At 60.0% G+C, this 26,275-nt stretch carries 20 protein-coding genes; 13 read left to right on the top strand and 7 right to left on the bottom strand.

The annotated features are described in order from the left end of the window. Nucleotides 1–7: 7 nt before the first annotated feature. The 3 genes from RY831_RS22720 to rluC all read right to left on the bottom strand — a co-directional run bounded on the left by RY831_RS22720 (nt 8) and on the right by rluC (nt 2,115). On the bottom strand, nt 8–379 hold the full coding sequence (locus RY831_RS22720; protein WP_326508666.1) for a Rieske (2Fe-2S) protein: 372 nt from the start codon (nt 377–379) through the stop codon (nt 8–10). 7 nt (nt 380–386) lie between these two features. Beyond that, the gene (locus RY831_RS22715; RefSeq protein ID WP_326508665.1) at nt 387–1,046 is read right to left on the bottom strand and encodes an HAD-IIIA family hydrolase; all 660 of its coding nucleotides are present in this window, start codon (nt 1,044–1,046) and stop codon (nt 387–389) included. 61 nt (nt 1,047–1,107) lie between these two features. Further along, on the bottom strand, nt 1,108–2,115 hold the full coding sequence (gene rluC, locus RY831_RS22710) for a 23S rRNA pseudouridine(955/2504/2580) synthase RluC (RefSeq protein ID WP_326508664.1): 1,008 nt from the start codon (nt 2,113–2,115) through the stop codon (nt 1,108–1,110). A gap of 577 nt (nt 2,116–2,692) precedes the next feature. Here rluC and RY831_RS22705 point away from each other — a divergent pair. The 3 genes from RY831_RS22705 (at nt 2,693) to moaA (ending at nt 8,431) form a co-directional block, all read left to right on the top strand. Next, entirely contained in the window at nt 2,693–5,746 is a 3,054-nt protein-coding gene (locus RY831_RS22705) for an Rne/Rng family ribonuclease (RefSeq protein ID WP_326508663.1), read from the top strand. A gap of 176 nt (nt 5,747–5,922) precedes the next feature. Further along, nucleotides 5,923–7,266 carry a chromate efflux transporter gene (chrA, locus tag RY831_RS22700; protein WP_326508662.1) on the top strand — a complete coding sequence of 448 codons (1,344 nt, stop codon included), beginning with the start codon at nt 5,923–5,925 and terminating at the stop codon, nt 7,264–7,266. 49 nt (nt 7,267–7,315) lie between these two features. Continuing rightward, entirely contained in the window at nt 7,316–8,431 is a 1,116-nt protein-coding gene (moaA, locus tag RY831_RS22695; protein WP_326508661.1) for a GTP 3',8-cyclase MoaA, read from the top strand. 71 nt (nt 8,432–8,502) lie between these two features. On the opposite strand, the gene RY831_RS22690 is transcribed toward moaA, so the two are convergent. The 4 genes from RY831_RS22690 to RY831_RS22675 form a co-directional block, all read right to left on the bottom strand. After that, nucleotides 8,503–10,512, bottom strand: coding sequence for an acyl CoA:acetate/3-ketoacid CoA transferase (locus RY831_RS22690; protein WP_326508660.1), 2,010 nt, complete (start codon nt 10,510–10,512; stop codon nt 8,503–8,505). Between the two features lie 178 nt (nt 10,513–10,690). Further along, complete coding sequence (locus tag RY831_RS22685) at nt 10,691–12,013, bottom strand: hemolysin family protein (RefSeq protein WP_326508659.1); 1,323 nt, start codon at nt 12,011–12,013, stop codon at nt 10,691–10,693. Nucleotides 12,014–12,315: 302 nt separating this feature from the next. Next, nucleotides 12,316–13,779, bottom strand: coding sequence for a DNA recombination protein RmuC (locus RY831_RS22680; protein ID WP_326508658.1), 1,464 nt, complete (start codon nt 13,777–13,779; stop codon nt 12,316–12,318). Nucleotides 13,780–13,837: 58 nt separating this feature from the next. Next, on the bottom strand, nt 13,838–14,242 hold the full coding sequence (locus RY831_RS22675; protein WP_326508657.1) for a group II truncated hemoglobin: 405 nt from the start codon (nt 14,240–14,242) through the stop codon (nt 13,838–13,840). A 459-nt stretch (nt 14,243–14,701) separates the two neighbouring features. Here RY831_RS22675 and RY831_RS22670 point away from each other — a divergent pair, with 459 nt between their 5' ends. The 10 genes from RY831_RS22670 (at nt 14,702) to RY831_RS22625 (ending at nt 25,868) form a co-directional block, all read left to right on the top strand. After that, nucleotides 14,702–16,063, top strand: coding sequence for an undecaprenyl-phosphate glucose phosphotransferase (locus RY831_RS22670; protein ID WP_326508656.1), 1,362 nt, complete (start codon nt 14,702–14,704; stop codon nt 16,061–16,063). 125 nt (nt 16,064–16,188) lie between these two features. Then, entirely contained in the window at nt 16,189–16,689 is a 501-nt protein-coding gene (locus tag RY831_RS22665; RefSeq protein ID WP_326508655.1) for a VanZ family protein, read from the top strand. A 28-nt stretch (nt 16,690–16,717) separates the two neighbouring features. Continuing rightward, nucleotides 16,718–17,587, top strand: coding sequence for a UTP--glucose-1-phosphate uridylyltransferase (locus tag RY831_RS22660; RefSeq protein ID WP_326508654.1), 870 nt, complete (start codon nt 16,718–16,720; stop codon nt 17,585–17,587). A 26-nt stretch (nt 17,588–17,613) separates the two neighbouring features. Further along, nucleotides 17,614–18,777 (top strand): GDP-mannose 4,6-dehydratase, encoded by a 1,164-nt coding sequence (gene gmd / locus RY831_RS22655; RefSeq protein WP_326508653.1) that lies wholly within the window; start codon nt 17,614–17,616, stop codon nt 18,775–18,777. 75 nt (nt 18,778–18,852) lie between these two features. After that, entirely contained in the window at nt 18,853–19,818 is a 966-nt protein-coding gene (gene fcl / locus RY831_RS22650; RefSeq protein WP_326508652.1) for a GDP-L-fucose synthase, read from the top strand. A 254-nt stretch (nt 19,819–20,072) separates the two neighbouring features. Beyond that, nucleotides 20,073–21,515 carry an O-antigen ligase family protein gene (locus RY831_RS22645; RefSeq protein ID WP_326508651.1) on the top strand — a complete coding sequence of 481 codons (1,443 nt, stop codon included), beginning with the start codon at nt 20,073–20,075 and terminating at the stop codon, nt 21,513–21,515. Continuing rightward, the gene (locus tag RY831_RS22640) at nt 21,502–22,995 is read left to right on the top strand and encodes an oligosaccharide flippase family protein (RefSeq protein ID WP_326508650.1); all 1,494 of its coding nucleotides are present in this window, start codon (nt 21,502–21,504) and stop codon (nt 22,993–22,995) included. Before RY831_RS22645 ends, RY831_RS22640 begins: the two co-directional genes overlap by 14 nt. An 11-nt stretch (nt 22,996–23,006) precedes the next feature. Further along, nucleotides 23,007–24,230: a glycosyltransferase family 4 protein gene (locus RY831_RS22635; protein WP_326508649.1), complete on the top strand. Its 1,224-nt coding sequence runs from the start codon at nt 23,007–23,009 to the stop codon at nt 24,228–24,230. A gap of 25 nt (nt 24,231–24,255) precedes the next feature. Continuing rightward, nucleotides 24,256–25,017, top strand: coding sequence for a glycosyltransferase family 2 protein (locus RY831_RS22630; protein ID WP_326508648.1), 762 nt, complete (start codon nt 24,256–24,258; stop codon nt 25,015–25,017). Nucleotides 25,018–25,022: 5 nt separating this feature from the next. Further along, nucleotides 25,023–25,868, top strand: a complete 846-nt coding sequence (locus RY831_RS22625) for a glycosyltransferase family 2 protein (RefSeq protein ID WP_326508647.1) — start codon at nt 25,023–25,025, stop codon at nt 25,866–25,868. The last annotated feature ends 407 nt before the right edge of the window (nt 25,869–26,275 follow it).

The following is a 26,275-nucleotide window of genomic DNA, read 5'->3' as shown; positions in this document are numbered from 1 at the left end:
GGCTTTTTCAAGCCGTGGTTGGTTTTACATAGTCATCGGGCTCCCAGTACACCTGCCCGTTTCTCTCATATACGGTGATGGCACGGAGTCGCCCACCACGGCACGGGCCGCCCGCGCAGCGTCCATCCTCCGGAGTGTAAAGCGCGCCATGGGTGGAACACATCAGGTACAAGCCGCCGGAATCGAAAAATTCACCTTCGTTCCAGTCGAGTTCGATCGGCACATGGGCGCACCGGTTGAGGTAGGCGTAGACCCGGCTGTCATAGCGGACCACGAAGCCGGTCCCCGCGCCGCCGCCAGCGATGACGGGAAATCTAATTCCTTTCCCCCCCTCTTCCAGCACCGATGATTCGCAGATCGGAATACTCGGATTATCCATGGTGCAATTATGCATTCTCGTTAAGCCATGCGTGAAGGTCAGCAACAGAACTCGCCGCAAAAATCTGTGACAACTCATCCAGCTCCGGCTCTTCATGGGCTCCGTAATGCACGGCGATTCCCGCCGCACCGGCATTGATCGCCATTTGCAAGTCATGCGTCGTGTCGCCGATCATTACGGTACGGGACATATCCTGCCCCAGTTCCCGCGTCAGTTCCTGCAGCATCGCGGGGTGAGGCTTGGAAAAAGTCTCGTCCGCGCAGCGGGTGGCATCGAATACCGATAGCAGGTTGGCCGCATCGAGTGCCCGATTCAGTCCAACCCGGCTCTTGCCGGTTGCAACCGCAAGGAAATAGCCCTGTTGGGACAGATCGGACAGCATTTCACGTACACCGTCAAACAGGGTCAATCCCTTGTCCTTGGTGAGGTAATGAAAGCGATAACGCTCGACCATGTGCGGATAGTGTTTTGCATCCAGTCCCGGCAGCACCGTCTGCATGGCCTCATGCAATCCCAGACCGATCACGTAAGCAGCTTGCTTATTGTCAGGCACGGGCAAGCCAAGGTCTTTCGCCGCCGCCTGTATGCACGTCACGATGGTGGCCGTGCTATCCATCAATGTGCCATCCCAATCAAAAACAATCAGATCAAATTTCTTTCTAGGCATGTTCCGGCGCAGCGCAAACTGCTCATTGTTAGACGTGGTTGATGGAAAGTTTTAAATTTTTTCAGGTGCCTGCCTGGCCAAGGCTTTTCAGAAATTGCTCGCACTCCCTTGCAAGCGGCGCATTGAGCGTGACCGGCTTCCCATGTTCGGGATGCCGGAATGTTATCTGGTAGGCATGGAGAAACATGCGCTTCAGCGCGATTCGCCCGCCGTCGGCCTTTTGCATGGCGCGATTGAGGGCAAAATCGCCATACTTGTCGTCGCCCACGATGGGAAATCCACTGGAGGCGAGATGCACCCGGATCTGGTGGGTCCGCCCCGTCTTCAACTCCGCCTCGAGCAGCGCAAACTCGCCGAACCTGCGCACCAGGTTGAACACGGTATGGGAGGCAAGTCCATCCGCCTGGACCCGAACCCTGCGTTCGCCGTCGGGGGTATTGTATTTATACAATGGCAACTTGATATGCTGGCGCGCATTCTGCCAATCTCCCTGCACGAGAGCGAGATAGCGCTTGTCGATCTCTCCCTCCCGAATCTGTTCATGCAAATTGGTCAGCGCCGACCTTTTCTTTGCTAGCAGCAGGATGCCGGATGTCTCGCGGTCCAGCCGGTGAACGAGCTCCAGGAATTTTGCCTGCGGTCTCGACGCGCGCAATTGCTCGATGACGCCATAGCTGACGCCAGAGCCGCCGTGCACCGCCACTCCAGCCGGCTTGTCGATGACAAGCAGATGGTTGTCTTCCAGCAGGATATTGAATTCCGCTGCCGGTACGGTGTTTTCCGGCTTCTCGGCAACCCGTACCGGCGGAATGCGGACCACGTCGCCTTCCTTCAGCCGATAGGTCTGGTCGATCCGTCCCTTGTTGACTCGCACTTCCCCGGAACGTAACACCCGGTAGATATGGCTTTTGGGTACGCCTTTGCAAACGCGCAATAGAAAATTATCAATACGCTGATCGGCTTCTTCGTCTGAAATAGTCACCAGACGGACTTGAGCGGCGGCCTGGGAATGCGGATGAGGCGGTTCGGAAACTGGACGCTCCCCAGAAAATCTCGCTAAGTCCTTCATTTTGAATATATAATTGTTTCGCACCGGTTACAGATCGGCGCGAGTGTAAGAATAAAAAGCACATTCTACACAGGGGCGTCTCCATCGGCCTCCGCGAGTTGCAAATTCGATGGAAAAGATGTGTATGCATCATCCTTGCGCGAGTCGGGGTCGCACCGCTGTTGTGACCGGACACCGCGCATCGATGCTGGACATGAATGCTTGAATATTAAGGATAAGTCTGGCGAGCATGCCCCTGTCGGGATGCTCGCTGGTTGGTGAAGTTGAACGCCGTTTTGCCGATACTGCTTGAACTCATGGTTTATTTGGTTCGATTAACATGCTCATTGCCTGACGCTGCGCTCGATGGATTCGATGCGCGCAGTGCGGATGAGGAGCGCGTCCGGCAGACGGATCAACTTCATTCGCGCCCCGCTGCGGCCCATTTGCGACCACGATCATCTGGATTGCATCCCGCACAATAAGGCAATTCCCTCCTCAAGCACTCCGTTCCCGCGTACATCCATGTACCACGCAGCATGGGCGACCTCGCCTATGCCGCATTAGAAAATGACCTGAGAGTCACGGAGCACAAATAATGAAACGCATGTTGTTCAACGCCACGCAGCAGGAAGAACTGCGCGTGGCGATTGTCGATGGGCAGAAACTCATCGACATTGATATCGAGACGACGGGCCGCGAACAGCGCAAATCGAATATCTACAAGGGTGTCATTACCCGCATCGAACCCTCTCTCGAAGCCTGCTTCGTCAATTACGGAGAAGAACGCCACGGTTTCCTGCCCTTCAAGGAAGTGGCGCGCAGCTACTTCAAGGACGGCGTCGACGTCCGCAACTGCTCCATCAAGGAAGCGTTGCGCGAAGGCCAGGAAATCATGGTCCAGGTCGAGAAGGAAGAGCGCGGCAACAAGGGCGCCGCCCTAACGTCCTTCATCTCCCTCGCCGGCCGCTATCTGGTCCTGATGCCCAACAATCCGCGCGGCGGCGGAGTCTCTCGCCGGGTCGAAGGCGAAGACCGGCAGGAACTGCGCGAAACCATGGACAAGCTTGACCTCCCCACTGGCATGTCCGTCATTGCCCGCACCGCCGGTATCGGCCGCAATGTCGAGGAACTGCAGTGGGACTTGAATTACCTGATGCAGCTGTGGCGAGCGATCGAAGGCGCCGGCCAGTCCGCCGCAGGCGCATTCCTGATCTACCAGGAATCCTCGCTGGTGATCCGCGCGATCCGCGACTATTTCCAGCCCGACATCGGTGAAATCCTGATCGACACCGACGAAATCTACGAGCAGGCCCAGCAGTTCATGTCCCATGTGATGCCCGACATGGTGCACCGGGTCAAGCGCTACCGCGACGACGTGCCGCTATTCTCGCGCTTCCAGATCGAACACCAGATCGAAACCGCGTATTCCCGCACCGTGCCCCTGCCCTCCGGCGGCGCCATCGTCATCGACCATACCGAAGCACTCGTCTCCATCGATGTCAACTCGGCACGCGCAACCCGCGGCGCCGACATCGAAACCACCGCTCTCCATACCAATCTCGAAGCCGCCGACGAAGTTGCGCGCCAATTGCGCCTGCGCGATCTCGGCGGCCTGATCGTGATCGATTTCATCGACATGGAGAATGCGAAGAACCAGCGCGAAGTCGAAACCCGGCTCAAGGATGCGCTGCGTTATGACCGCGCCCGCGTCCAGATGGGCAAGATTTCCCGCTTTGGCCTGATGGAACTGTCCCGCCAGCGCCTGCGCCCCTCCCTGTCCGAAGGCAGCCACGTCACCTGTCCGCGCTGCAACGGTACCGGCCATATCCGCGACACCGAATCTTCCGCGCTGCAGGTGCTGCGCATCATCCAGGAAGAGGCGATGAAGGAAAATTCGGCGGCCATCCATGTGCAGGCTCCGGTCGACGTTGCTGCATTCCTGTTGAATGAAAAGCGCGGCGAGATCCTGAAAATCGAGACGCGGCACCGTGTCTCGGTGGTTCTTATCCCGAACAAGCACCTCGAGACCCCGCATTACAAGCTTGAGCGCATCAAGCATGACGATCCGCGCCTGGAAGAGGCACATGCCAGCTACGATATGGCAGAGGAAGCCGATACCGACATCAGTTACGGCAAGCGCCAGAAGGAAGAAGTGCGGCCGCGCCAGGAAGCCGTGGTCAAGGGCATTACGCCGGACCAGCCAGCTCCCATCGTCGAGCGCAAGCCGGTCGCCGCTCCCATGCCGGCGCCTGCACCGGTGCTGCCGCCGTCGGAAGAAGGCTTTCTCAGCCGCATGTTCGGTTTCTTCCGCAAGAAGCCGGTTGCGCCCGCACCCGCGCCCGCACCCGTCGTTGAAGAAAAACCGCAGCAGAGCCGCGAACGCAGCGATCGCGGCAACCGCAATCGCAACCGCAGCGGCCGCAATGGCCGTCGCGAGCGCGGCGAAGAACGCGAAGTCAGTCGCAATGATGCGCCTGGCCGCGAAGAAACCGCCAAGGTTGCAGCAACTGTCGCAGAAGCCCCGGTTCCGCGCCAGCCGCGCCAGCCGAAGGAGCCCCGGGAGCAGCGCGAGCCGAGAGAGCAGCGTGAGCCACGCGAACCGCGTGAGCCCCGTGAGGCACGCGAAGGTGGTGAAGGCCAGGGCCGCCGTGAGCGCGGCGAACGCCAGCAGCGTCAGCGCGAGGAACGCAAGGAAGCGCCAGTCGATGAATTGCTGAACCCGTCGCAGGCGGCAAGTGACGTCAATTTCACAGCTGCCGCACCTGTAGCCGTAGCCGAATTTGCGGCAACCGAAACGGACATCGCACTCAATGGCGAGGGCACCGACGAAGGCACTGGCGAACAAGGCGAGGAGCGCCGCCGCCGCCGCCGCCGCGGAGGCCGCAATCGCAATCGCCGCGACCGTGAAACCGGCGAGTTGAGCGCGGTAGGCAGTGAAGCCGCTAACGGCGACATGGCTGCCGCTAATGACGGCATTCAACTGGAAATCACCGAAGTCGCATCGCAAGTCACGGTAACCACCATCAGGGAAGTTACCGAACCCGAAACAGGCTCGATGGTGAATTCCCAGGAACATCCGGACGCCCATGCCGCGACGGTATCGATGAGCGATGCCGCTCCTTCGTTATCGCAAGTCGCACCGGTGGCGGCTGGAGAGACCATCGAAGCAGCGCAGCCGAAGGAAACGGTTGAGGCTCCGGAATCCATGGCGCCGGCGGCTGTCGCCGCGCCGATGGCGCCGGAATCGGGTTCGGAAATGGCCCCGGCCGTCGAGACGCCGGCGACGCAGCAACCGGAATCCGAGGTGGCACCGCAGTCAGCGCCGGCCGAAAGCGCTCTGGTCGACACGGTTCCCGTGGAAACCATGGCCGAACCGCTGGCTGCACCTGCACCTGCACCTGCACCTGCACCTGCACCTGCACCTGCACCTGCACCTGCAACCACGGCGCCGGTTTCCATGGAAGTCGACCGCCTGCAGGAAGTATTGGCAAAGGCAGGACTGACCCTGGCCGTGACGGACCCGGAAAAGCTGCGTGCGGCCCAGGAAGCTTCGGCCGCGATCAGCGCCCCGCCCCGAGTACCGCGCGAGCGCAAACCGCTTCCGCCGGTTTCCCAGGAGCCGCTGACCCAGGTCGAAACCCGGCGCTAGGTTGATGGTCCGCATCTCGCTTGATGCGGCTCCGGAAACATGAAAAAGGGAGCGAAAGCTCCCTTTTTCATGTCCCGCGCTTCGGCGCGACAAAACAGGCATCGCGTACTTTTGTTTAGTCCCGCAAGCGCTCAAGCCGCCTGGCCCTGACCAACATGCCCGCCAACATATCCGACATGCACTCATCTTCTACCACGGCGCCGGCCGATATCAGCCTGAAGGAAGCCTTCTGGTACTGGCTCAAACTGGGTTTCATCAGTTTTGGCGGCCCTGCAGGTCAGATCGCCATCATGCACACCGACTTGGTGGAAAAGCGGCGCTGGATTTCCGAACGCCGCTTTCTGCACGCGTTGAACTATTGCATGCTGCTGCCCGGGCCGGAGGCGACCCAGCTTGCAATTTACATAGGCTGGCTGCTGCACCGCACGCCGGGCGGCATTCTTGCCGGTGCACTGTTCGTTTTGCCTTCGCTGCTGCTGCTCGGCCTGCTGTCATGGATCTATATCGCCTTCGGCGACATCCCGGTTGTCGCCGGCATTCTCTACGGTATCAAGCCAGCGATCGTTGCAGTGGTGCTTGCCGCAGCCTGGCGCATCGGCACACGGACGCTGCGCAATGCCATCCTGATTGCCATTGCAATCGCCGCATTCCTGGCGATCGCCATGTTCGATGTGCCGTTCCCGGCCATCGTGCTGGCAGCCGCATTGATCGGTGTCATCGGCGGCCGCACTGCGCCGCATAGATTTGACATGGGAGGCGGACATTCATCCGTCGGGAATACCTCCTACGGGCCTGCATTGATCGACGATGACGCGCCCACGCCGCCGCACGCCCGCTTTACATGGATCGGTCTGGCCGGGATCGCGCTGGCGGGAATCACTCTTGCACTCTCCGCAGGCGTCGCGCTGGCCACGACCTTCGGCGTACAGGGGACGCTGACGCAGATGGCCTGGTTTTTCACCAAGGCCGCCATGCTTACCTTCGGTGGTGCCTATGCCGTGCTGCCCTATGTTTACCAGGGCGCGGTCGATACTTTCGGATGGCTCACCGGCCCTCAGATGATCGACGGTCTTGCGCTCGGGGAAACCACGCCCGGCCCGCTGATCATGATCGTCGCATTCGTCGGCTTCATCGGCGGGTGGACGAAGGAGGTGTTCGGCCCCGGCCATGAACTTGCGTCTGCGGCCGCGGGTGCAGGCGTGGCTACGTTTTTCACGTTCCTGCCATCATTCATCTTCATCCTTGCCGGCGGACCGCTAGTGGAGTCGACCCGTAACAACCTGAAGCTGACCGCGCCACTGACTGCGATCTCCGCGTCGGTGGTCGGCGTCATCGTCAGCCTTGCGGTGTTCTTCGCGAATCATGTCTTCGGCTGGCAAAATCCTGCCGGCGAATGGGATCTCGCCGCGATGGCCATCGCATTGGCGGCGGGCATCGCGCTGTTCCGCTACAAGATCGGCACCATCCCGCTGATCGGGGCCTGTGCCGTGGCCGGGCTCGTGGTATCTTATCTGCACTAGCGCAATATCGCGCGTGCACCAGGCGAAATTCAGCGAAATCCACCGAGACATGGCAGAGCGAATCATTCCCCTTGCCGACCACCGCCTGCTCAATGCGGCGCCGGCCGTACCGACGTCCCTGGAAACCCCGACCGGACTGCTGTCGGATGCGCTTGCGCGGCCGCTGCAGGATCTGCGGATCTCCGTGACCGACCGCTGCAATTTCCGCTGCGTGTACTGCATGCCTAAAGACGTATTCGACAAGGATTACGCATTCCTGCCGCACTCATCCCTGCTGTCGTTCGAGGAAATCACGCGCGTCGCGAAGATCTTCGTCGCGCACGGCGTGCGCAAGATCCGCCTGACCGGCGGTGAGCCGCTGCTGCGCAAGAACGTGGAGAAGCTGATTGCGATGCTCGGCGACTTGCGGACGCCCGACGGGGAATCGCTTGACCTCACGCTGACCACTAATGCATCGCTGCTGGCGCGCAAAGCCCGCGCCCTGAAGGATGCGGGGCTGCGGCGCGTCACGGTATCGCTGGACGCGCTCGACGAAACCACCTTCCGCCGCATGAACGATGTCGACTTTCCCGTCGCCGACGTGCTTGCCGGAATCGATGCCGCGCACAAGGCCGGCCTCGGGCCCATCAAGATCAACATGGTGGTCAAGGGCGGCATGAACGATCAGGAAATCCTGCCGATGGCACGCCACTTCAAGGGCTCTCCTTTCATCCTCCGCTTCATCGAATACATGGATGTCGGCGCCAGCAATGGCTGGAGGATGGACGAAGTCGTACCCTCTTCGGAAGTGGTGCGGCGCATCAACGCCGAAATGCCGCTGGAGGAGATCGAGCCCAACTATACCGGCGAGACCGCCGAGCGCTGGCGCTACAAGGATGGCGGCGGCGAGATCGGCTTGATTTCCAGCGTGACCCGTGCGTTCTGCCAGGATTGTTCGCGCGCGCGGCTGTCGACCGAAGGCAAGCTGTACACCTGCCTGTTCGCCACCGCCGGACACGACTTACGTGCACTGCTGCGCGCGGGTCGCAGCGACGAGGAAATATCGACGGCGGTCGCGCATCTCTGGCGCGCCCGGAGCGACCGCTATTCCGAACTGCGCACCGCCAACACCGAGGGCCTGCAGCGGCCGGTCAAGAAGGTGGAAATGTCCTATATCGGGGGCTGAGCGACGGCCGGCCTCCCTTCCCATCCCAGATCATCGCCGCCCCGACGCCCTCAAAGCGTGGGCAAGGCAGATCAGGAAGGCTCCCTTGCCAAGCGTGAAAACGCTTCCTCGCTGCTCGCATAGAGCGAGGATTCGGCGCGATGCCGCCGGAATGCGCTGCCGAAATAACTGCGCATGAACGCACTGCTGGTATAACGCGTGACACAGCTGTAGTAGCGTTCCGCCAGGTCCTGCACCATGTCCACATAAATATCGAGCAGTTCCGGCGAAATCGCGAAGTTGTCGTAATTGACCACCGCGGGGACTTTCCTACCGAGGGGCTCGAGCATCGCCGCCACCTCGCTGCGGATTGCTTCGATGTCGCTGACGTTGCGCACTTCAAAGCCCTCGAAATTGACGAAGAAAACATTACGCTTGCGGTCATGAGTCAGGCGCTGCTGGAGCGGCAGGTAGAGAATGTCGTTGCGCAATCCCATCGACGCCGGCTGGAAGATGCGCGCATCCATCAGCTTGAGTTCGGGACTGACTACCGGCCGGAACCGCATCCGGGACAACACGTCGCGCTCGAGGTCGATTCCCGGCGCAATCTCAATCACTTCCAGGCCGGCCTCGACCAGGCGGAACACGCAGCGTTCAGTGATGTAGAGCACCGTCTGCCCGCGCAGCAGCGCATAGTCGCCGCTGAAGGTGCGATGCTCGACTTCCTCGACGAATTTCGCCGCGTCGCCTTCCCGCCGTATGCTCAGCCGGCCGTCGGCAAGCGCGACCTCCAGGCCGCCGGCGGTGAAGGTCCCGACGAATACCACCTTCTTTGCATTCTGGCTGATGTTGATGAAACCGCCGGCGCCGGCCAGGCGCGGTCCGAACTTGCTGACATTGAGATTGCCGCGCCGATCGGCCTGGGCCAGTCCGAGAAAGGCGACGTCGAGCCCGCCCCCGTCGTAGAAATCGAATTGATAAGGCTGGTCGATGATGGCTTGGGCATTGGTTGCGGCTCCAAAATTCAGGCCTCCCGCCGGTATGCCGCCAATCACGCCGGGCTCGGCGGTGAGCGTGACCAGGTCCAACACCTTTTCCTCCGCAGCGACGCTGGCCACACCCTCCGGCATGCCAATGCCGAGGTTGACCACGTCGTTCGGCCTGATTTCCAGCAGCGCCCGGCGCGCGATGATCTTGCGCTCGCTCATGTCCATCGGGCGGATGGATGACATCGGCACCCGGATCTCGCCGGCGAATGCCGGACTATAGGGTTCGACGAAGGTTTGCATCTGGTATTCGGCCTTTTCCGCGACCACCACGCAGTCAACCAGGATGCCGGGAATCTTGACCTGCCGCGGGTTGAGCGAACCGCTTTCGGCGATGCGCTCGACCTGCGCGATGACAATGCCGCCGGAGTTGTGGGCCGCCATGGCGATGGCCAGGGCCTCCAGCGTCAGCGCTTCTTTTTCCATCGTGATGTTGCCGTCGGGGTCCGCGGTCGTACCGCGGATGATGCCGACGTTGATGGGCATGGCCTTGTAGAACAGATACTCCTTGCCTCCCAGGGTCATCAGTTCCACCAGGTCTTCCGTGGTGGAAGCGTTGATCTTGCCGCCGCCGTGGCGCGGATCGACGAAGGTTCCCAGCCCGACTGTGGAAAGAAGACCGGGTTTACCGGCTGCGATATCACGAAACAGGTGGGTAATGACTCCCTGAGGCAGGTTATAGGCTTCGATGCGGTTGCCGATGGCAAGCTGCTGCAGCTTCGGCACCAGCCCCCAATGACCGCCGATCACCCGCTTGAGCAGGCCTTCATGCCCGAGGTGATTGAGACCCCGCTCCTTGCCGTCGCCCTGGCCGGCGGCATAAACCAGCGTGAGGTCGCGCGGAGAACCCATGGCCGGCGAGGCTTCCAGGCTTTCCAGGAAACGCTGTTCCAGCGCGACCGCGATATTCTCGGCGAAGCCGATGCCGACAAAGCCGCCGGTGGCGATGGTATCGCCGTCATGGATCAGGCGCACGGCTTCGGAAGCGCTGACAATCTTGTGACGGCTGGGCTGGCGTGATCCGCCCGACATCGGGTTGGAAATGCGATGTGCCATGGGATCCTTCGTGGTGAGGATGACAGAATGACCGCTGCGCCAGATTATGGCCCAAACAAGGCGGCCCCAGTCATTTCCCGGACACGATAGCAATCGTGCGCCTTGACGCGCGAAAGAAATTATGATTTACGCAATAAGGCAATACCAGCAAGACCGACTCGATCCGGTGCCTGCTGCCTTACATCGATGGCGTTGCTTCCTGCGAATCTTCCGCCTTGGGCATCGGCATCGGAATGGCGAGCACCTTGTCGATGCGCTTGCCATCCAGGTCTACGATCTCGAAGGTCCATTCTTCCCATTCGCAGCGGTCGCCGGTCATCGGCAGGCGGCCGAGCAGGAGCATGACCATGCCGCTCAAGGTGTTGTAGCGGCCCCGCTCTTCTTCCGGCACCACCTTCAAGCCAAGGCGATCCTTCAATTCCGGCACAGGGATCAGGCCGTCCAGCAGCCAGGAGCCATCCTCGCGCTGCACCGCCCACGCATCTTCGGCGCGGTGCGTCTTGAACTCGCCCGTGATCGCTTCCATGACATCCTGCAGGGTGACGATGCCCTGCACTTCGCCGTACTCGTCGATCACGAAGGCAAGCTGCACGCCCGAGTTCTTGAAATTTTCCAGCAACTCCATGCCGGTCAGCGATTCGGGCACGAATACCGCCGGCTGAAGGTTGTTAAGCAATGTCGGCTTTTCGCCGCGCAGCGTCTGCGCCAGCAGCTGGCGCGCATTGGCTACGCCGAGTACCTCGCCCCAGCCGCCGCGCACGACGGGAAAGCGCGAATGATCGCTGCTCTCGAAACGCCCCAGGTTCTCTTCCAGCGTGTCGTTGACATCGAAATACACGATGTCGCTGCGTGGCACCATGAGCGAAGCAATCTGCCTGTCGTCGAGGCGGAATACATTGCGCACCATCTGGTGTTCATGATGCTCGATGACGCCCGCGCTCGAACCTTCCGCCAGCATCAGGTTGATCTCCTCCTGGGTCACGCTGGGCTCGGTGCTTTCCTTTACGCCAAAGGTGCGCAGCACAAGCTGCGTGGAGCCGGACAGGAGCTTCACGAAAGGCTTGGTCAATGCGGCCAGCAGGAGCATTGGCCTTGCCACGAGCCGGGCAATCGCTTCGGGGCTTATCTGCCCGAGGCGCTTAGGCACGAGTTCGCCGAGCACGATGGTGAAATAAGTAATGCTGATGACGACTAGGCCGGTCGCCACGTACTGGTTGGCGGGTGCCTGCACTCCCATTCCGGCCAGCCATTCGCTGAACGGCTGGGCAAGAGTCGCCTCGCCGACGATACCGTTGAGCACGCCTATCGACGTAATGCCGATCTGCACCGTGGAAAGGAAGCGATTCGGATCGTCGCCAAGCTGGATCGCCGCCGAGGCTGCCGTATCGCCGGCTTCCGCCAGGCGTTGCAGACGCGCCCTGCGCGCGGTCACGAGCGCAATTTCAGACATGGCAAAGACGCCATTGAGAATAATCAGGCCTAGTAGTAGCGCTATTTCCATAGAGTGGATAACAAGATTCGAGTCGGAAAAGGGTGATGCCTGCTAACAATACGACCATTAACGCAGCGAAGTTATCACAAATTACAGACTTGACATGCTGGTCAGGGTTCGCTGCCCTGTTCCATGCCGGAAAAACGATACGTTGCACCTCGGCTGGTTGGGGCTTGTCGGGGCTTATTGCATTGAGCCTTGCCCTACTACTGGCCACCGAGAATGGATGACGGCGGCTCGCGTCGCAATGAAAATGCCCGGCGAAACGCCGGGCATTTTCGATTCAGCCACCTGCTTGTGTTATGACTCCGTTATTCCTCGACCGGATCCGCCGCCTCGGAGCGAAGAAGCAATTGCGCGGTTTCGCTGGGCAGGGCTTCCACCGACTTCAGCTTGCGTGTCATTTGCCGGGTCCGGGTTTCAGCTTGCTCGATGTTTTTGGCTGCGCGCTCCAGGCTGGTCTTGGTGGCGGCGAGTACATCGCCGAACTTGCCGAATTCGGTCTTGACGGCGCCGAGCACCTGCCAGACCTCCGAGGACCGCTTTTCGAGCGCCAGCGTGCGGAAACCCATCTGCAGGCTGTTGAGCAACGCGGAAAGCGTCGACGGTCCCGCAATACTGATGCGGCAGACCCGCTGCAGCTCGTCGGCGAGGCCGGGACGGCGGATGACTTCCGCATACAAGCCTTCGGTGGGAAGGAACATGATGGCGAAATCGGTGGTGAGCGGCGGCGACAGATATTTTTCCGCGATGGTCTTTGCCTCGATGCGCACGGCACGCTCCAGTTCGCGGCCTGCAGCCGCAACGCCTTCCGCATCGGCAAGCTCGGCCGCATGGGCAAGGCGTTCGTACTGTTCCTTCGGAAACTTCGCATCGATCGGCATCCACACCGGGCGCGTGCCTTCATCCTGGCCCGGCAGCCTGATTGCGAACTCCACCCGCTCGCCGCTGCCGGGAACGGTTTCCACGTTCTTTGCATACTGATCGGGCGTGAGCACCTGTTCGAGCAGCATTTCCAGCTGCACTTCGCCCCAGGTGCCGCGCGTCTTCACATTGGTGAGCACGCGCTTGAGGTCTCCCACACCGATGGCGAGCTGCTGCATCTCTCCCAGTCCCTGATGCACTTTCTCGAGGCGGTCCGATACCAGCTTGAAGGATTCGCCGAGCCGGTGTTCAAGCGTGGCGTGCAGCTTTTCATCAACGGTCTTGCGCATTTCCTCCAGGCGGGTGCCGTTGTCGTTCTGCAGGTCGCGAATCTTGGTTTCCAGCGTTCCGCGCACTTCCGCCATGCGCTGCGCGTTGGACTCCGTCAATTGCGCCAGTCCCTGCCCCAGCGTGTCGCCGAAGCGCTGGAGGGAAGCGGCCTGTTCCTCGCGCGCGGCCTGCGCGTGCTGCGCAATTGCCTGCCGCATGGAATCCAACTGTTGGGTGTTGGTTTCGGTAAGCTTGGATAACTGTTTGGAAAAACCGTCCATCTGCGCATTCTGCAAGCGGGCGACATTGGTGAACTGCGTCATCAGTGTCTGCTGGAATTGCGCGAAATTGCCGCCGAGTTCCTGGCGCGTTCCCTGCGCGGTCATCTGCACCTGATTGCGCAGTTCCCGTTCGATGCGCTCCCCCGTTTGCAGCTGGTGTTTCTGGAGTTCGTCCTGCAACTGAAAGAGCTGCGACGATATGTCGGTTCCGCGAGCGCGCAGAAGAATCAGGATCTGGAGCAAAACGACGATAGCAAGGGCAACAAGTGCAGCCGCCGTCAGGATGTCTGTGAGGGTCATGGCAATTCGAGCAAATGGTGACGAAGGTGCGGGATGGCGGGCCGCACCGCGAGGAAATTCAGCCTGCCTTGTTGCGCATCCAGTCGGCGGTCTGAAAGAACGAGTGCATCAGTCTTTCCTGCAGCGCCTCGTCGATGCCGACGTCCTGCATTGCCCACGCCATGCAACGCATCCACTGGTCTCGTTCGACCGATGCGATTGCATAAGGCAGATGGCGCGCCCGCAACCTCGGATGGCCAAAGCGTTCGATGTACATGTCCGGCCCGCCGAGCCACCCGCACAGAAACCAGTACAGCTTGTCGCGCGAGCCATCTAGCGGAGTGGGATGCAGGGCGCGAATGACGGCGAATTCGGGCTCGAGGTCCATCAGGTCATAGAAGCGGTCGACGAGTTCGCGCACTTTGTCGGCACCACCGATGTGCTCGAACACGGTCGTCTGCTGATTGGATTCTTCGGTAGTCATGCCGTGATCATAGCGCATCCGGCTGTCCGGACGAAATCATGCCGCAGGACATTTTTCATCGTCGCCATCGCTGTCGAAATCGAATTTTTCGACTTATTCCCCATGGAAATTTTGCTCATTTTTTAAGCAGCTCTGTGGTGTTTTTGAGACTGCGCAACAGCAATTTTGACCAATGGCAACCGTCTCTTTGAGCCCACGCAAGCAAAGATTACTTAACGGTTTTCACTCTACTTTAATGATTACTATTGCTTAAAAGGTAATACAACCCTACCGCTGAAACGAATCTTTCGAACGATTTTTTACCGAGAAGAAAGATCCTTAAAGCAAATCCGCGCTGCGGCCAGACCAGTTTAACGCAAGGCCCGGAACCTGCTTTGAGCTTCTTGCAACCGATGAACCTTTGACAGACATGCCATGCGAGACCTGATCATCACAAATTCTTCCCGGCTGGAGTTTTCCATGCGATTGATGGACATCCTTGTCCTCGAACTCGCGGGTGCCGTCGCGGCGCTGCTGCATTTTCATATTCCGCTCGCGGAGACGCCGCCCATCCATACCGTAATGCTGCATTTCTGCAGCGCGCTGGCCTTCCTGCTGTTCCCTCAATTCGAACTGTACGTCTCCTGGCGCGGGCGCTCACTGCCTGACATGTTCATCCGCCTCGGCGCCGCATGGGGAGTGGTGCTGCTGATCGGACTGTTCTTCAGCTTCCTGATCCACCACGTGGGCAATCTGTCCCGTCTGTGGATGTTCTACTGGTATGCCATCGGCGTCACCGCGCTCGTGCTGTTCCGCTTCGCCGTCTATTTCGTGTTGCGCTACATGCGTGCCAAGGGGCTCAACAACAAGCGAGTCGTGATCGTCGGTTATGGCAGCACCGGACGCGAAATGCACAAGCGCGCGCTGCAGCAGGACTGGACCGGTTATGACGTCAAGGCAGTCTGCGCGGATCCGGAAGATGCCGACAAGCTCATCGACCCGAGCGTAGTGCGGATCCAGAGCACGCAGGAAATTCACGATTACGTCGTGAGCAATCATATTCATGAAATCTGGATCACGCTGCCACTGATGGCGTCGCCGCGGCTGCAGGAACTGCAATACCAGCTGCGCAATACGCTGGTCGACATCCGCTGGGTTCCAGATATCCTCGGTCTGCAGATGCTGGGCAACAAGATGGGCAATTTCCTCGGACTGCCGGTGGTGGACCTTAACCAGCCCATCTCCAGCGGCGTCAACGGCATTGTCAAGGATATCTTCGACCGCACGTTTGCGCTGGTTGCGCTGATCCTGCTGCTGCCGCTGTTCATCGTCATCGCGGTCATGATCAAGCGCAGCTCGCCCGGCCCCATCCTGTTCCGGCAGCCGCGCCTGGGCCTGAATGGAAAACCATTCAACGTGTACAAGTTCCGGTCGATGAAAGTCCACCAGGAACACCACGTCGTGACCCAGGCGACCAAGAACGATTCGCGCATCACCCCGATCGGCGGTTTCCTGCGCCGCACCAGCCTGGATGAACTTCCGCAATTCATCAATGTGCTGCTGGGAGACATGTCGGTCGTTGGGCCACGGCCGCACGCCCTGCAGCACAACGAGATGTACAAGGACCTGCTCGAGACCTACATGCTTCGCCATCGCGTCAAGCCAGGAATCACCGGATGGGCGCAGATCCACGGGCATCGCGGCGAAACCGACACCGTCGACAAGATGGCAAGACGCGTGGAATACGACCTGCACTACATCCAGCACTGGTCGCTGTGGATGGACGTCCGCATCATCATCTGGACCGCATTCAAGGGTTGGACCGGAAAGAACGCCTACTAACGCACGCCCCGACCCAATGCCCGGCCCCTGGCTGCATGCACTCCTCGCGATGCAGCCAGCGCAAGACTTTACCGTCGCAACGGCAGGCCTGGCTGATTGCAGATACACGCTACAGAAAGGTGCACATGCGCAAACGCTCTCTTGCTGTCGGAAGCCGATATCCGACACAGCGCATTCTCAGGATGTCCGCGCAGCAACGCTGCCTGTTCTCCGCATCCATCGTGTTCACCACGCTGCTTGTCCTTGATGCGGCTCCGCAGGCAATGACGGCGCTCTCCTCCATTGCGGAAGACAAGCTGCTGCGCTTCATCGCCTATGCATTGCTCAGCACATTGATCTATGCAGGCCTCGCCGGCAGTCCGGCTTCCCGCGCAGTGAAGACGCTGGCTTTGGTCTTCGTCATGGGAGGTGTCGAAGAAGCAATCCAGTTGATGTTGCCTTATCACAGCGCAAATCTTCTTGGCTGGAAATTCGACATGCTGGCAGCACTGACCTGCGTCGGCATGCTGATGATGCTGCACCCCGTCTTCAGTGACTGGCATGCGTCACAGCGGCTACGTCCGGCAAGGCTGCGGACACGTCCGGAACCAATGATGCAAGTCCAGAGGCGCAGGAACGTGCAGTAACACAACGCCATTTTTAGAGAAGCAATACATGCAAACCAAGATCAACAAAGCAGTGTTTCCGCTGGCCGGTATCGGAGCCCTGGCTCCGTCCGCATCGGGCACGGGAAACATGCTGGCGATCGTCGACAAGCCGCTGCTCCAGTACGCCATCGAGGAAGCCCTTGCCGCCGGCGTCGCCGAAATGGTCTTCGTCGCCGGAAAGGATGATTCGGCGATGCAGGCAATGGTGACAAGCCTGCTGCCATCCGGCACCAAGATTCATTTCATCCGCATCGATTCGCGCGAACCTATCGATGCCCTGCTCTGCACCGAAGACATCATCGGCAACGATCCCTTCGCCGTGATCCACCCGGCCGATCTGGTCGACGCCGAGACGCCGGCACTGAAGCAGCTGCTCGGCGTGCATGCGTCATACGGCACAAGCGTTATCGGCGTCGAGACCATTGCCCGCGAGTACAGCGATGAACATGCGGTCATTGCCGGCAGCAGCGTGGCGGAGCGCACGATTGAAGTACGGCAGATCGTCACCAACCCGGCGCCAGTGCACGCGCCTTCCACGCTTGCCGCGATCGGGCGATATGTATTGATGCCTTCGATCTTCCAGCAACTGCGGATGCTCAAAGATGCGGGAAGGAACAAGGCCACGCTGAACGACGCGATCGACTTGCTGCTGAAGAACGAGCGCGTCATTGCATGCCAGTTCGAAGGCATTCGCTACGACTGCGCCAGCACGCTCGGCTTCCTGCAAGCCACGGTGCAGTTCGGATTGCGCCATCCGGGCGTTTCCAACGAATTTCGCGCATTCCTGCGCAATCTTCCTTTCATTCACTCCGCGCCGACGATTCAACTGGCTGCGGCACTGCCTCAGATCAACCAGGCGATTGCGATTGCGGGATAGCCATGACAACAACGAAGGACAACTCCATGACCACCAACCCACTATTGCCGGAGCACCTGGTGCCTTCCCGTCCCGGGCAGGTGCGAAAGGTGGCACTGATTACCGGCGTGAGCGGCCAGGACGGCGCTTATCTTGCCGAACTGCTGCTGAGCAAGGGTTATATCGTGCACGGCATCAAGCGCCGCACGTCGAAATTCAATACCGATCGCATCGATCACCTCTACCAGGGTCCGCAGGAAGGCGAACGCCGCTTCATCCTGTACCACGGCGACATGACCGATTCCTCCTCGCTGCTGCGCATCATCCAGGAAACCCAGCCTGACGAGATCTACAACCTGGCGGCGCAAAGCCACGTCGCCGTTTCGTTCGAAGAGCCGGAATACACCGCCAACTCGGATGCCCTGGGTCCGCTGCGCATCCTGGAAACCCTGCGCCGCCTCGGACTCGAAAAGAAGACCCGCTTCTACCAGGCATCGACTTCGGAAATGTATGGCGAAGCGGCGCACCCGGCCACGGAAGCCACGCCCTTCCAGCCCCGCAGCCCGTATGCCATCGCCAAGCTGTATGCACACTGGATCACCGTGAATTACCGCGAAGCCTACGGCATGTATGCATGCAGCGGCATCCTGTTCAATCACGAATCGCCGCTGCGGGGCGAAACCTTCGTCACCCGCAAGATCACCCGCGGCCTGGCCCGCATCGCCCTCGGCCACCAGGACTGCCTCTATCTCGGCAACCTGAACGCGGAACGCGACTGGGGCCATGCACGCGACTATGTCGAAATGCAATGGCGCATGCTGCAGCAGGACAAGCCTGAAGACTTCGTGATCGCCACCGGCATCCGTCACAGCGTGCGCGACTTCGTCAATGCCGCCGCCGCCGAGCTTGGCGTGACGCTGCGCTGGGATGGCAGTGGAATCGATGAGACGGCAACGGTGGTCGATCCGGGCCAGCATGCCGGACTGGCGAAGGACCAGGTCATCGTCCGCGTCGACTCGCGCTACTTCCGTCCGACCGAAGTGGAGTGCATGTTCGGCGATGCCGCCAAGGCGAGGGAGAAGCTTGGATGGAAGCCAAGCGTCAGCTTCGAGGAACTGGTCAGGGAAATGGTCAGGGCCGACATGGATGTGGCGGGAAAGGACCATTTCTTCCAGCAGCACGACCACGCATCTCACTTCTATAACGTTTGAATGCACGCAAGGCCGGTTGCGTCATTCATTGATTATCCCGGCAAGCGATCGCGAACAGCCATCAAGAGGAAGCACATGAAAAGCAATTTACAAAAACGTATTTATGTCGCAGGACATCGGGGCCTTGTCGGCTCAGCCATCGTGCGCACCTTGCGCAAACGCGATTATACGAACGTCATCACCCGCACCCATGCCGAACTCGAACTGACCGATCAGCAGGCGGTGCGCAGGTTCTTCGCGGAGAACCAGATCGACGAGGTGTACCTGGCAGCCGCGCGCGTCGGCGGCATTCATGCCAACAATACCTACCCGGCGGAATTCATCTATGACAATCTGATGGTGCAGTCGAATGTCATCAACGAAGCCTACCGCGCCGGCGTGAAGAAACTGCTGTTCCTCGGTTCGTCCTGCATCTACCCGCGCCTGTCCGAGCAGCCGATTCGCGAGGAATATCTGATGAGCGGCGCGCTGGAACCGACCAACGAGCCCTATGCAATTGCGAAAATCGCCGGCATCAAGATGTGCGAAAGCTACAACCGCCAGTACGGCACGGACTATCGCAGCGTCATGCCGACCAACCTTTACGGCCCTGGCGACAATTACCACCCGGAGAACAGCCATGTGATTCCCGCCCTCATCCGGCGCTTCCATGAAGCCAAGCTCAACGGCGCCGACAAGGTCACCATCTGGGGCACCGGCACGCCGCGCCGCGAGTTCCTCTACGTTGACGACATGGCCGACGCCTGCGTGCACGTGATGCAACTCGATCGTAGTACCTACGATCAACATACGACACCTATGTTGTCACACATCAATGTAGGCACAGGCGAGGACGTCACAATACGTGAAGTTGCAGAAATCATAAGAAAGGTGACCGGATTCCAGGGCGATATCGAATTCGATACCAGCAAGCCCGACGGCACGCCGCGCAAGTTGATGAACACGGCAAAGCTGACTTCCCTCGGCTGGCGTCCCGGTATGCGGCTCGGTGAAGGAATCAAGGAAACCTACGCGCAGTTCCAGGCGGAGTACAAGGCCTAAACCGTCGAAGGAAGCCTCGGTCCCGCCATGAACAACCATAGCAAAGTGCGGGATCGACTCCTGCGGCAGCATGCTGCCGCAGGCCTGATCTCCACGGCGAACAAACGGAGTATCGATAGCATCGATTTGAGTTGTACCTGATCCGGCGCCCGTTCTCCCGCCTGCCGGCACGAGCCTGAAGCCAAGGTGCCGAGCAAACGACGGGCATTCCAGTGCGGTGCCTCGCCTCAGCCTCAAATACATCCAGCATAGCCATGATTACACCATCAGTCACGTCACCCACCGAAGTCATGATCAACATGATAGCGGCCTTCCTTCTGATTCCGATCGTCTTCGGATTCGTGTTCAGGGCGCCAAAATATGTGGTGTTCGGCTTTCTCTCCGTGTTGTTCATATTCTCCGACTCGACCTGGGGCCAGCTGAATGCCGCCAGCGGGAACATCTACTCGCGGGGCGTCGGCCTGTTCTACTTCTCCCTGCTCAACATCGTGCTCATCATTGCCGGCATCGCCGTGCTGATCAGGAGGCTGGCCAATCCGCAGGGGCCGCAGCTGGCGCCGCAGATGACCAAGTACTTCCTGGCGTTCGTCTTCATGATGATCGGACACGTCCTGATCGGACTGATGGTCGGCATCGAACTCGACGTGATCCTCAGCCTGAACGGCATGTTCAATGTGATCAACATGTTCGCCTTCATGTACTTGGCGATCCTGGCTTTCGAGAACGACCGCGATACCACGACGCTGCTGTTCATGATCATCATCCTTGCGGTCGGCCGCGGTCTCTTCGGCGCAGTCCGCTACTTCCTGTTCGATGGAGATACCTCCAATCCCTACCGCAACTTCGAAGGCCTTGACATCAAGATCTTCTTCTTCGACATCGGCGACAACTTCGTTGCCGCGCTTGCGGCGTTCTGTGCAGCCTGGCTTCTGACCACCCCCGGCATCAAGCTCAACGTCTTCACGCGTATATTCCTGGTCGGCGTGATCGTGCTGGAAGTCGCAGCCGTCGCACTCTCCTTCCGCCGCTCGTCGCTGATCGGCATGGGCCTGATGTTTGCCTTCCTGTTCCTGCGCCTTCCCGGCAAGCGCAAGATCTTCTTCGCCGGCGCGGCCGCACTTGCCCTGTCACTTGTCGCCAGCACCTTCTTCGAACAGCGCCTGCAGTTCAACACGACCCAGGGCGGGGGCATCCTGTCGTCCCTGATCTACGACATTTCGCCGACCCGCGGCGGCGGCATCAAGAACAGCCGTTTCTATGAGCTGTATGCCGCAGCACAAAGCATGGAAGGCCACTGGCTGTTCGGGCGGGGCACCTGGGGCACCTTTACCGGCGACCGCGAGCGCCTTGCTTTCCACGAAGGAAACTGGGGTTTCGTTCACTCGGGATTCGGTCATCTGGTTCTCAAAGGCGGCATCGTTGGCCTGCTGATCTTCACCGGCATGCTGGCAGCTTATATTTCCTTCTATGCCCGATTCCGAAAGCACTTGTACGGCAAGGCCGCCCTGCTGGCCGACGCAGGATTCGCAGGTTTCCTGTTCTGGATTCCGACCTTGCTGATCGGCACTCCCATCATTGAATTCCGGACCATGCTGCTGTTCGGCCTGACCATGGCAATGCCGTTCATCGCCGTGGGCCTGCAGAACTACCAGGTTCGCACTTACATCATGCGTACACAACAATATGCTGCTGCGTAACTCTCTCTGGAACCTGAGCGGCTCCGCCATTCCCATGGTGGTGGCTCTGGCCACCGTGCCGCTCCTCATCCATTCGCTGGGCGTCGAGGGCTTCGGCATCGTGACTCTCGTCGGGTCCGTCATCGGCTACTTCGGCGTGCTCGACATTAACCTGAGCGCTGGATCGATCAAGTATCTTGCCGAGCATCACGCCGCGAACGACAGGGAGCGGTTTGCCGAAACCTTCTGGTTCGGCATCCTGTTCTACGGCGTGCTTGGACTGCTCGGCGCATTCGGCATCTATTTCGCCGCGGAGATGCTGGTGGCGCGCTTCTTCGAAGTCTCTCCGGAAATGAAGGCGGCAACAATCACCTCTTTCCAGCTTGCCGGACTCGGCTTTGCGCTGACCCAGGCGCAGAACTACCTTCTGGTGGTGCCCCAGGCCCTGCAGCGCTACGACCGCTCCGCACAGAGCGAAGCTTTCTTCGGCGTGCTCGTCAACCTGGCTTCCGTGGCGGCGGCCATGGGCGGCGCGGGAATCGTCGGCGTCATCATTGCACGCGTCAGCGTATCGGCCCTCAACGTGCTTTATCTGATCTGGCTGATCCGCAGCTTCGACATCAACATGGAAATGCGCTGGCCCCGGCCCGACGTGCGCAAGGCGCTCACTTCGTTCAGCGCCTATGCCTACCTGAGCAAGATCGCATCGACGTTGCACCAGCATGCCGACAAGGTCATAGTCGGCGCCATCGCAGGCCCGGTCGCCCTGACCTTCTATACCGTACCGGTCACGCTCGCCGGCCGCATCCTTGGCCTGACATACCGCCTGTCGAGCGTGATCTACCCGCGCGCCTCGGCGCTGGCAGGCGCCGGCAAGATCAATGAGCTGCGGCCGGTCTACCTTGGCGTGACCCGCTATGTCACGTACATCAATCTGGCGGCGCTCGGTGTGATCGTACTCGCCGGCGATGAATTCCTGCGCCGCTGGGTGGGCGAAGAATTCATTTCCCAGGGTTATCCGGTCCTGGTGCTCATGACGGTCGCCCTCCTGGTCGACTCCCTGACCAACGTGCCTTCAATGGTGAATGACGCGCTCGGCCACCCCCGGGTGACAGGCCGCTTCGCACTGGCAAACGGCTTGTGTGGCGTCGGCATGGTCTACATCGGCACCCATCTCGGCGGCATCATCGGCGCCGCTACCGGCCACCTGATTTCCTCGCTGGCGCTCGGTGTGGGCTTCCTGATCTTCGTCCATGGCCGCACCGTTCCCATCAGCTTCAAGGAAAGCCTGAGCAGCGGTTTCGGGCGCAGCCTCGCCATCGGCGCCCTGATCATCTGCGTGCTGGTGCCGATGAAATGGATGATTCCCGGCGGCTTGCTGAGCACCGTCGCCATCGTCTCCACCGCTCTGGTCACGCTGGCGCTGGCGGGCCTGTTCTTCATCGTCGGCGTTGACGAACGCGCAGCCATGCTGTCCATGGCACGCCGGTTCCGTTCTTGAGGAGAGACGGCATGCGCATCCTGCTAGTCAGTGAAGACATTCCCTATCCGAACATGGGCGGCCTTGCCAAGCATGTGCTGAACCTTGCGCGTGCGCTTGTTCGCGCCGGACATCAGGTCGACCTGCTGGGCAATGCGGACAATCCGATCGAAGTCTGCGGCGACGAAGGAATATTCGGCGGCCGCTTCTTCGGCGAGCTGACCGGACAGCACGCTGGCTGGAAGGAAACCTCGCTGGGAGTATTCATGCCGATGAAGCGCTCCTTCATCGCCAAGCGCTTCGCGAAAGTCATTCTCCGCAGGGCCAAGGACTATGACGTCATTCATTATCACGGTCATCTACCCAATGTCGCGCACTTCCTGCCGGCGAACGTCAACTTCGTTCAGACGCGCCATGATCAGGGCAGCGACTGCCTGACCCATACGCGCTTTCGCCGGGGAGAAATCTGCAACTCGGTCGATCCTGCGGAATGCGCGGAATGCATGCGTGACAAGCCAAATGCGGTGCAGCGCAGCGTATCGAAAATGGCTGTCGTGCAGTTCCGTCGCGAGGTGATGGACGGCTTCAAGCGGCACAAGACCGTCTTCGTATCGCAGAAGCTGATCAGCAATTTTTCGCGCACTGCGGGACCGGGCAACTGGGGAACGGCGATTCACAACTTCGTGGACCGGGACGCCATCGAGCGGTTTCGAATGAGTTCCGGCCATTCGCAGCAGGACGGCACTGTCAGCGTCTTCATTGCAGGCAAGATCTATGCGGCGAAAGGCGTGGAGGCCTTCCTGCGAGTAATGGCGAAACGGCTTCCCGCGCATATGCGGATCACGATCGCCGGCGACGGTCCGGACGAGCAGCGCCTAAGGAACGAATACGAATCGGATCGCATTCGCTTTCTGGGCTGGACTTCGCCGGAACGAACGCTCACTCTCGCATCGCAGGCCGACGCCGTCGTGGTTCCGTCCATCTGCGAGGAATCCTGTGCCACGACTGTCCTCGAAGGTCTTTTCCTGGGAAAGCCCGTTTTCGCGCTAGCCTTGGGCGGCACTCCGGAACTGGCCGCCTATGCCGCGGACGGGAGCCAGTTGCGGCTCCATCACACCATGGACGCGCTGGCGGATGACCTCCTGAATTTCCGGCAGCAGAAGCCATACGGCTTTGCCCCCGCGGGCCTGGGCAATGCCGATGCCGCTGCTGCCAGCCTGCTGAAACTTTATCAAGTGCCCAGCGGACACCAATAGCATTAACAGTTGAAAGGTTTGATCTATGCCACTGACGTTCTCTATCATCACCTGCACCTGGAACAGCGCAAATTATCTGCGCGAATCGATCGATTCGGTGCTTTCGCAGGATTATCCGCATATCGAATATATTTTCGTCGACGGCGGTTCCGATGATGGAACCCTCGACATCATACGCTCGCTCAAGCGCCCATATACCCTGCTGGAAAACGTGCGCGGCGGTGTCAGCCGCGCAATGAACGAAGGCGTGCGCGTCGCCACCGGAGACGTCATTGCCCACCTCCATTCGGACGACTACTATTTGAAGCCGACCGTCCTGTCGACCGTTGCCCGTCATCTGGAGACGAGCGGCAAAGGCTGGCTCTTCGGCAGGACCGAAGCGCTGATCAACGGCAAGCTCCATCCCGACAATTACGTGTCGCCGCGCTTTTCCTACTCCAGTCTGCTGCGAGGCAATTACGTGCCGCATCCGGCGACTTTCGTGCGCCGCGATCTCATGGTCCGCGCCGGCTGCTTCGATACCAAGCTCAAGTATGCGATGGACTACGACCTGTGGCTGCGCCTGGCGCGCATGGCGGAACCGGTACAGATCGACGAGGCGCTCGCGGCATTCCGCGAGCATGAAGGCAGCCTGTCGAGCTCAACGCAAACCCGCCTGGCTGCGATGGCCGAAGACATGCGCGTGCGAAACGCCTATGCCAGTAAAAATCCGATTGAAAAACTTGAGCACTACGCACGCTATTTCGTGAGACGTCAACGCGCCATCCGCGCAGGAGCAAGGGGATAACAGCCATGACAGCCGTATCACTCATCGTCGCCACGGTTGGACGCACAACCGAACTGAGGCCGCTGTTCGATTCGTTTGCGGCACAGACGTTTAAAGATTTTGAAGTGATCGTCGTCGACCAGAATGACGACGATCGGCTTGTTTCCTATATCCAGCGCGGACGCATGCTCGGGCTGCAGATCAAGCATATCAGGCACCATCCGGCCAATCTGTCGGCGGCGCGGAACGTCGGAATCGAAGCGGCGATCGGCGAATGGGTGGGGTTTCCGGACGACGACTGCTGGTACGAGAGCGATCTGCTCGAAAAACTGAAGCATCGCTTCGCCTGCCCGGACCCGCTCTCGGGTGCGGCGGTGCAATGGGTCGAGGAAGGACTGCCTCCGAACCTCATGCCAAATCTGTCATGGGAAAGATCCTGCCGTTTCCGCGACATGCCGACGGCGTCGTTCCAGCTGTTCTTTCATCGGAAGCTGTTCGACCAGATCGGCAATTTCGACTGCCGACTGGGCGTGGGCCTGTTCTTCGGCGCCGGGGAGGAAACAGACCTGGTGCTGCGCGCGCTGCGCGCCGGAGCATTGCTCACCTTCGAAAGCGAGGCGAAGGTACACCATCCCATCAAGATCCCCGCTCCCAATCCTCAGGCCCGCCATGCCGCCCGACTGCGGGCGCGCGGCGCCGGCGCCTTGTGGGCCAAGCATGACCTGCCCTCATGGGTCGTCATACGAGGCCTAGCGGCGCCTGTCGTCAGGCCCTTGATGTCGGGATCGTTCGGTTCCGACCTCGCTCTCGGCCTGGCCGTCGTTCGGGGACGAATCGACGGTCTGCTCAACTGGCGACGGCAACAGCCGTAAAGCCCCTTATCCTGACCTGCCAGGAATTGCGCCCGACCTCGATCCTATAGAGGTCGGGTGCGGGACTTCCTTAACCTGCGTACATCCCGTCGGTCTCCCGGAGTCGGCTCCAGCATGCCTCTGCCCGCCCTTGCATGCCCACGGAAATCGCTGTCCGGCATCACGACAGCGGTGCGCAGGGCATGCGTATGCTGCCCCCGGTACTGCAGCGAATGCGGCCACGCATGCAAGTTAAGGAAAGTTACAAAAGAGTCGTACGGAAATAGCTTTCCTTTGATTTAACACCGAACGGCAACAATGGCCCCATTCAGAATGAAGTTCAGCACTGCAGATATCTGTTTGAACGCAGCTAGATAACTGTCAAGCCGTACGGAAGAACTGAACTGCGGGTCAAATGCCGAACCATG

This window comes from Noviherbaspirillum album, from assembly GCF_035916955.1.
GTDB classification, from domain to species: domain Bacteria; phylum Pseudomonadota; class Gammaproteobacteria; order Burkholderiales; family Burkholderiaceae_D; genus Noviherbaspirillum; species Noviherbaspirillum album.
The sequence above is the reverse complement of the archived record's forward strand: the minus strand, read 5'-3'. Positions and strand labels throughout refer to the sequence as shown.

Bases quoted from the DNA above. Each gene is read 5' to 3' on its own strand.
- RY831_RS22720 (WP_326508666.1), bottom strand. From the start codon at position 379: ATGGATAATCCGAGTATTCCGATCTGCGAATCATCGGTGCTGGAAGAG.
- RY831_RS22715 (WP_326508665.1), bottom strand. From the start codon at position 1,046: ATGCCTAGAAAGAAATTTGATCTGATTGTTTTTGATTGGGATGGCACA.
- rluC (WP_326508664.1), bottom strand. From the start codon at position 2,115: ATGAAGGACTTAGCGAGATTTTCTGGGGAGCGTCCAGTTTCCGAACCG.
- RY831_RS22705 (WP_326508663.1), top strand. From the start codon at position 2,693: ATGAAACGCATGTTGTTCAACGCCACGCAGCAGGAAGAACTGCGCGTG.
- chrA (WP_326508662.1), top strand. From the start codon at position 5,923: ATGCACTCATCTTCTACCACGGCGCCGGCCGATATCAGCCTGAAGGAA.
- moaA (WP_326508661.1), top strand. From the start codon at position 7,316: ATGGCAGAGCGAATCATTCCCCTTGCCGACCACCGCCTGCTCAATGCG.
- RY831_RS22690 (WP_326508660.1), bottom strand. From the start codon at position 10,512: ATGGCACATCGCATTTCCAACCCGATGTCGGGCGGATCACGCCAGCCC.
- RY831_RS22685 (WP_326508659.1), bottom strand. From the start codon at position 12,013: ATGGAAATAGCGCTACTACTAGGCCTGATTATTCTCAATGGCGTCTTT.
- RY831_RS22680 (WP_326508658.1), bottom strand. From the start codon at position 13,779: ATGACCCTCACAGACATCCTGACGGCGGCTGCACTTGTTGCCCTTGCT.
- RY831_RS22675 (WP_326508657.1), bottom strand. From the start codon at position 14,242: ATGACTACCGAAGAATCCAATCAGCAGACGACCGTGTTCGAGCACATC.
- RY831_RS22670 (WP_326508656.1), top strand. From the start codon at position 14,702: ATGCGATTGATGGACATCCTTGTCCTCGAACTCGCGGGTGCCGTCGCG.
- RY831_RS22665 (WP_326508655.1), top strand. From the start codon at position 16,189: ATGCGCAAACGCTCTCTTGCTGTCGGAAGCCGATATCCGACACAGCGC.
- RY831_RS22660 (WP_326508654.1), top strand. From the start codon at position 16,718: ATGCAAACCAAGATCAACAAAGCAGTGTTTCCGCTGGCCGGTATCGGA.
- gmd (WP_326508653.1), top strand. From the start codon at position 17,614: ATGACCACCAACCCACTATTGCCGGAGCACCTGGTGCCTTCCCGTCCC.
- fcl (WP_326508652.1), top strand. From the start codon at position 18,853: ATGAAAAGCAATTTACAAAAACGTATTTATGTCGCAGGACATCGGGGC.
- RY831_RS22645 (WP_326508651.1), top strand. From the start codon at position 20,073: ATGATTACACCATCAGTCACGTCACCCACCGAAGTCATGATCAACATG.
- RY831_RS22640 (WP_326508650.1), top strand. From the start codon at position 21,502: ATGCTGCTGCGTAACTCTCTCTGGAACCTGAGCGGCTCCGCCATTCCC.
- RY831_RS22635 (WP_326508649.1), top strand. From the start codon at position 23,007: ATGCGCATCCTGCTAGTCAGTGAAGACATTCCCTATCCGAACATGGGC.
- RY831_RS22630 (WP_326508648.1), top strand. From the start codon at position 24,256: ATGCCACTGACGTTCTCTATCATCACCTGCACCTGGAACAGCGCAAAT.
- RY831_RS22625 (WP_326508647.1), top strand. From the start codon at position 25,023: ATGACAGCCGTATCACTCATCGTCGCCACGGTTGGACGCACAACCGAA.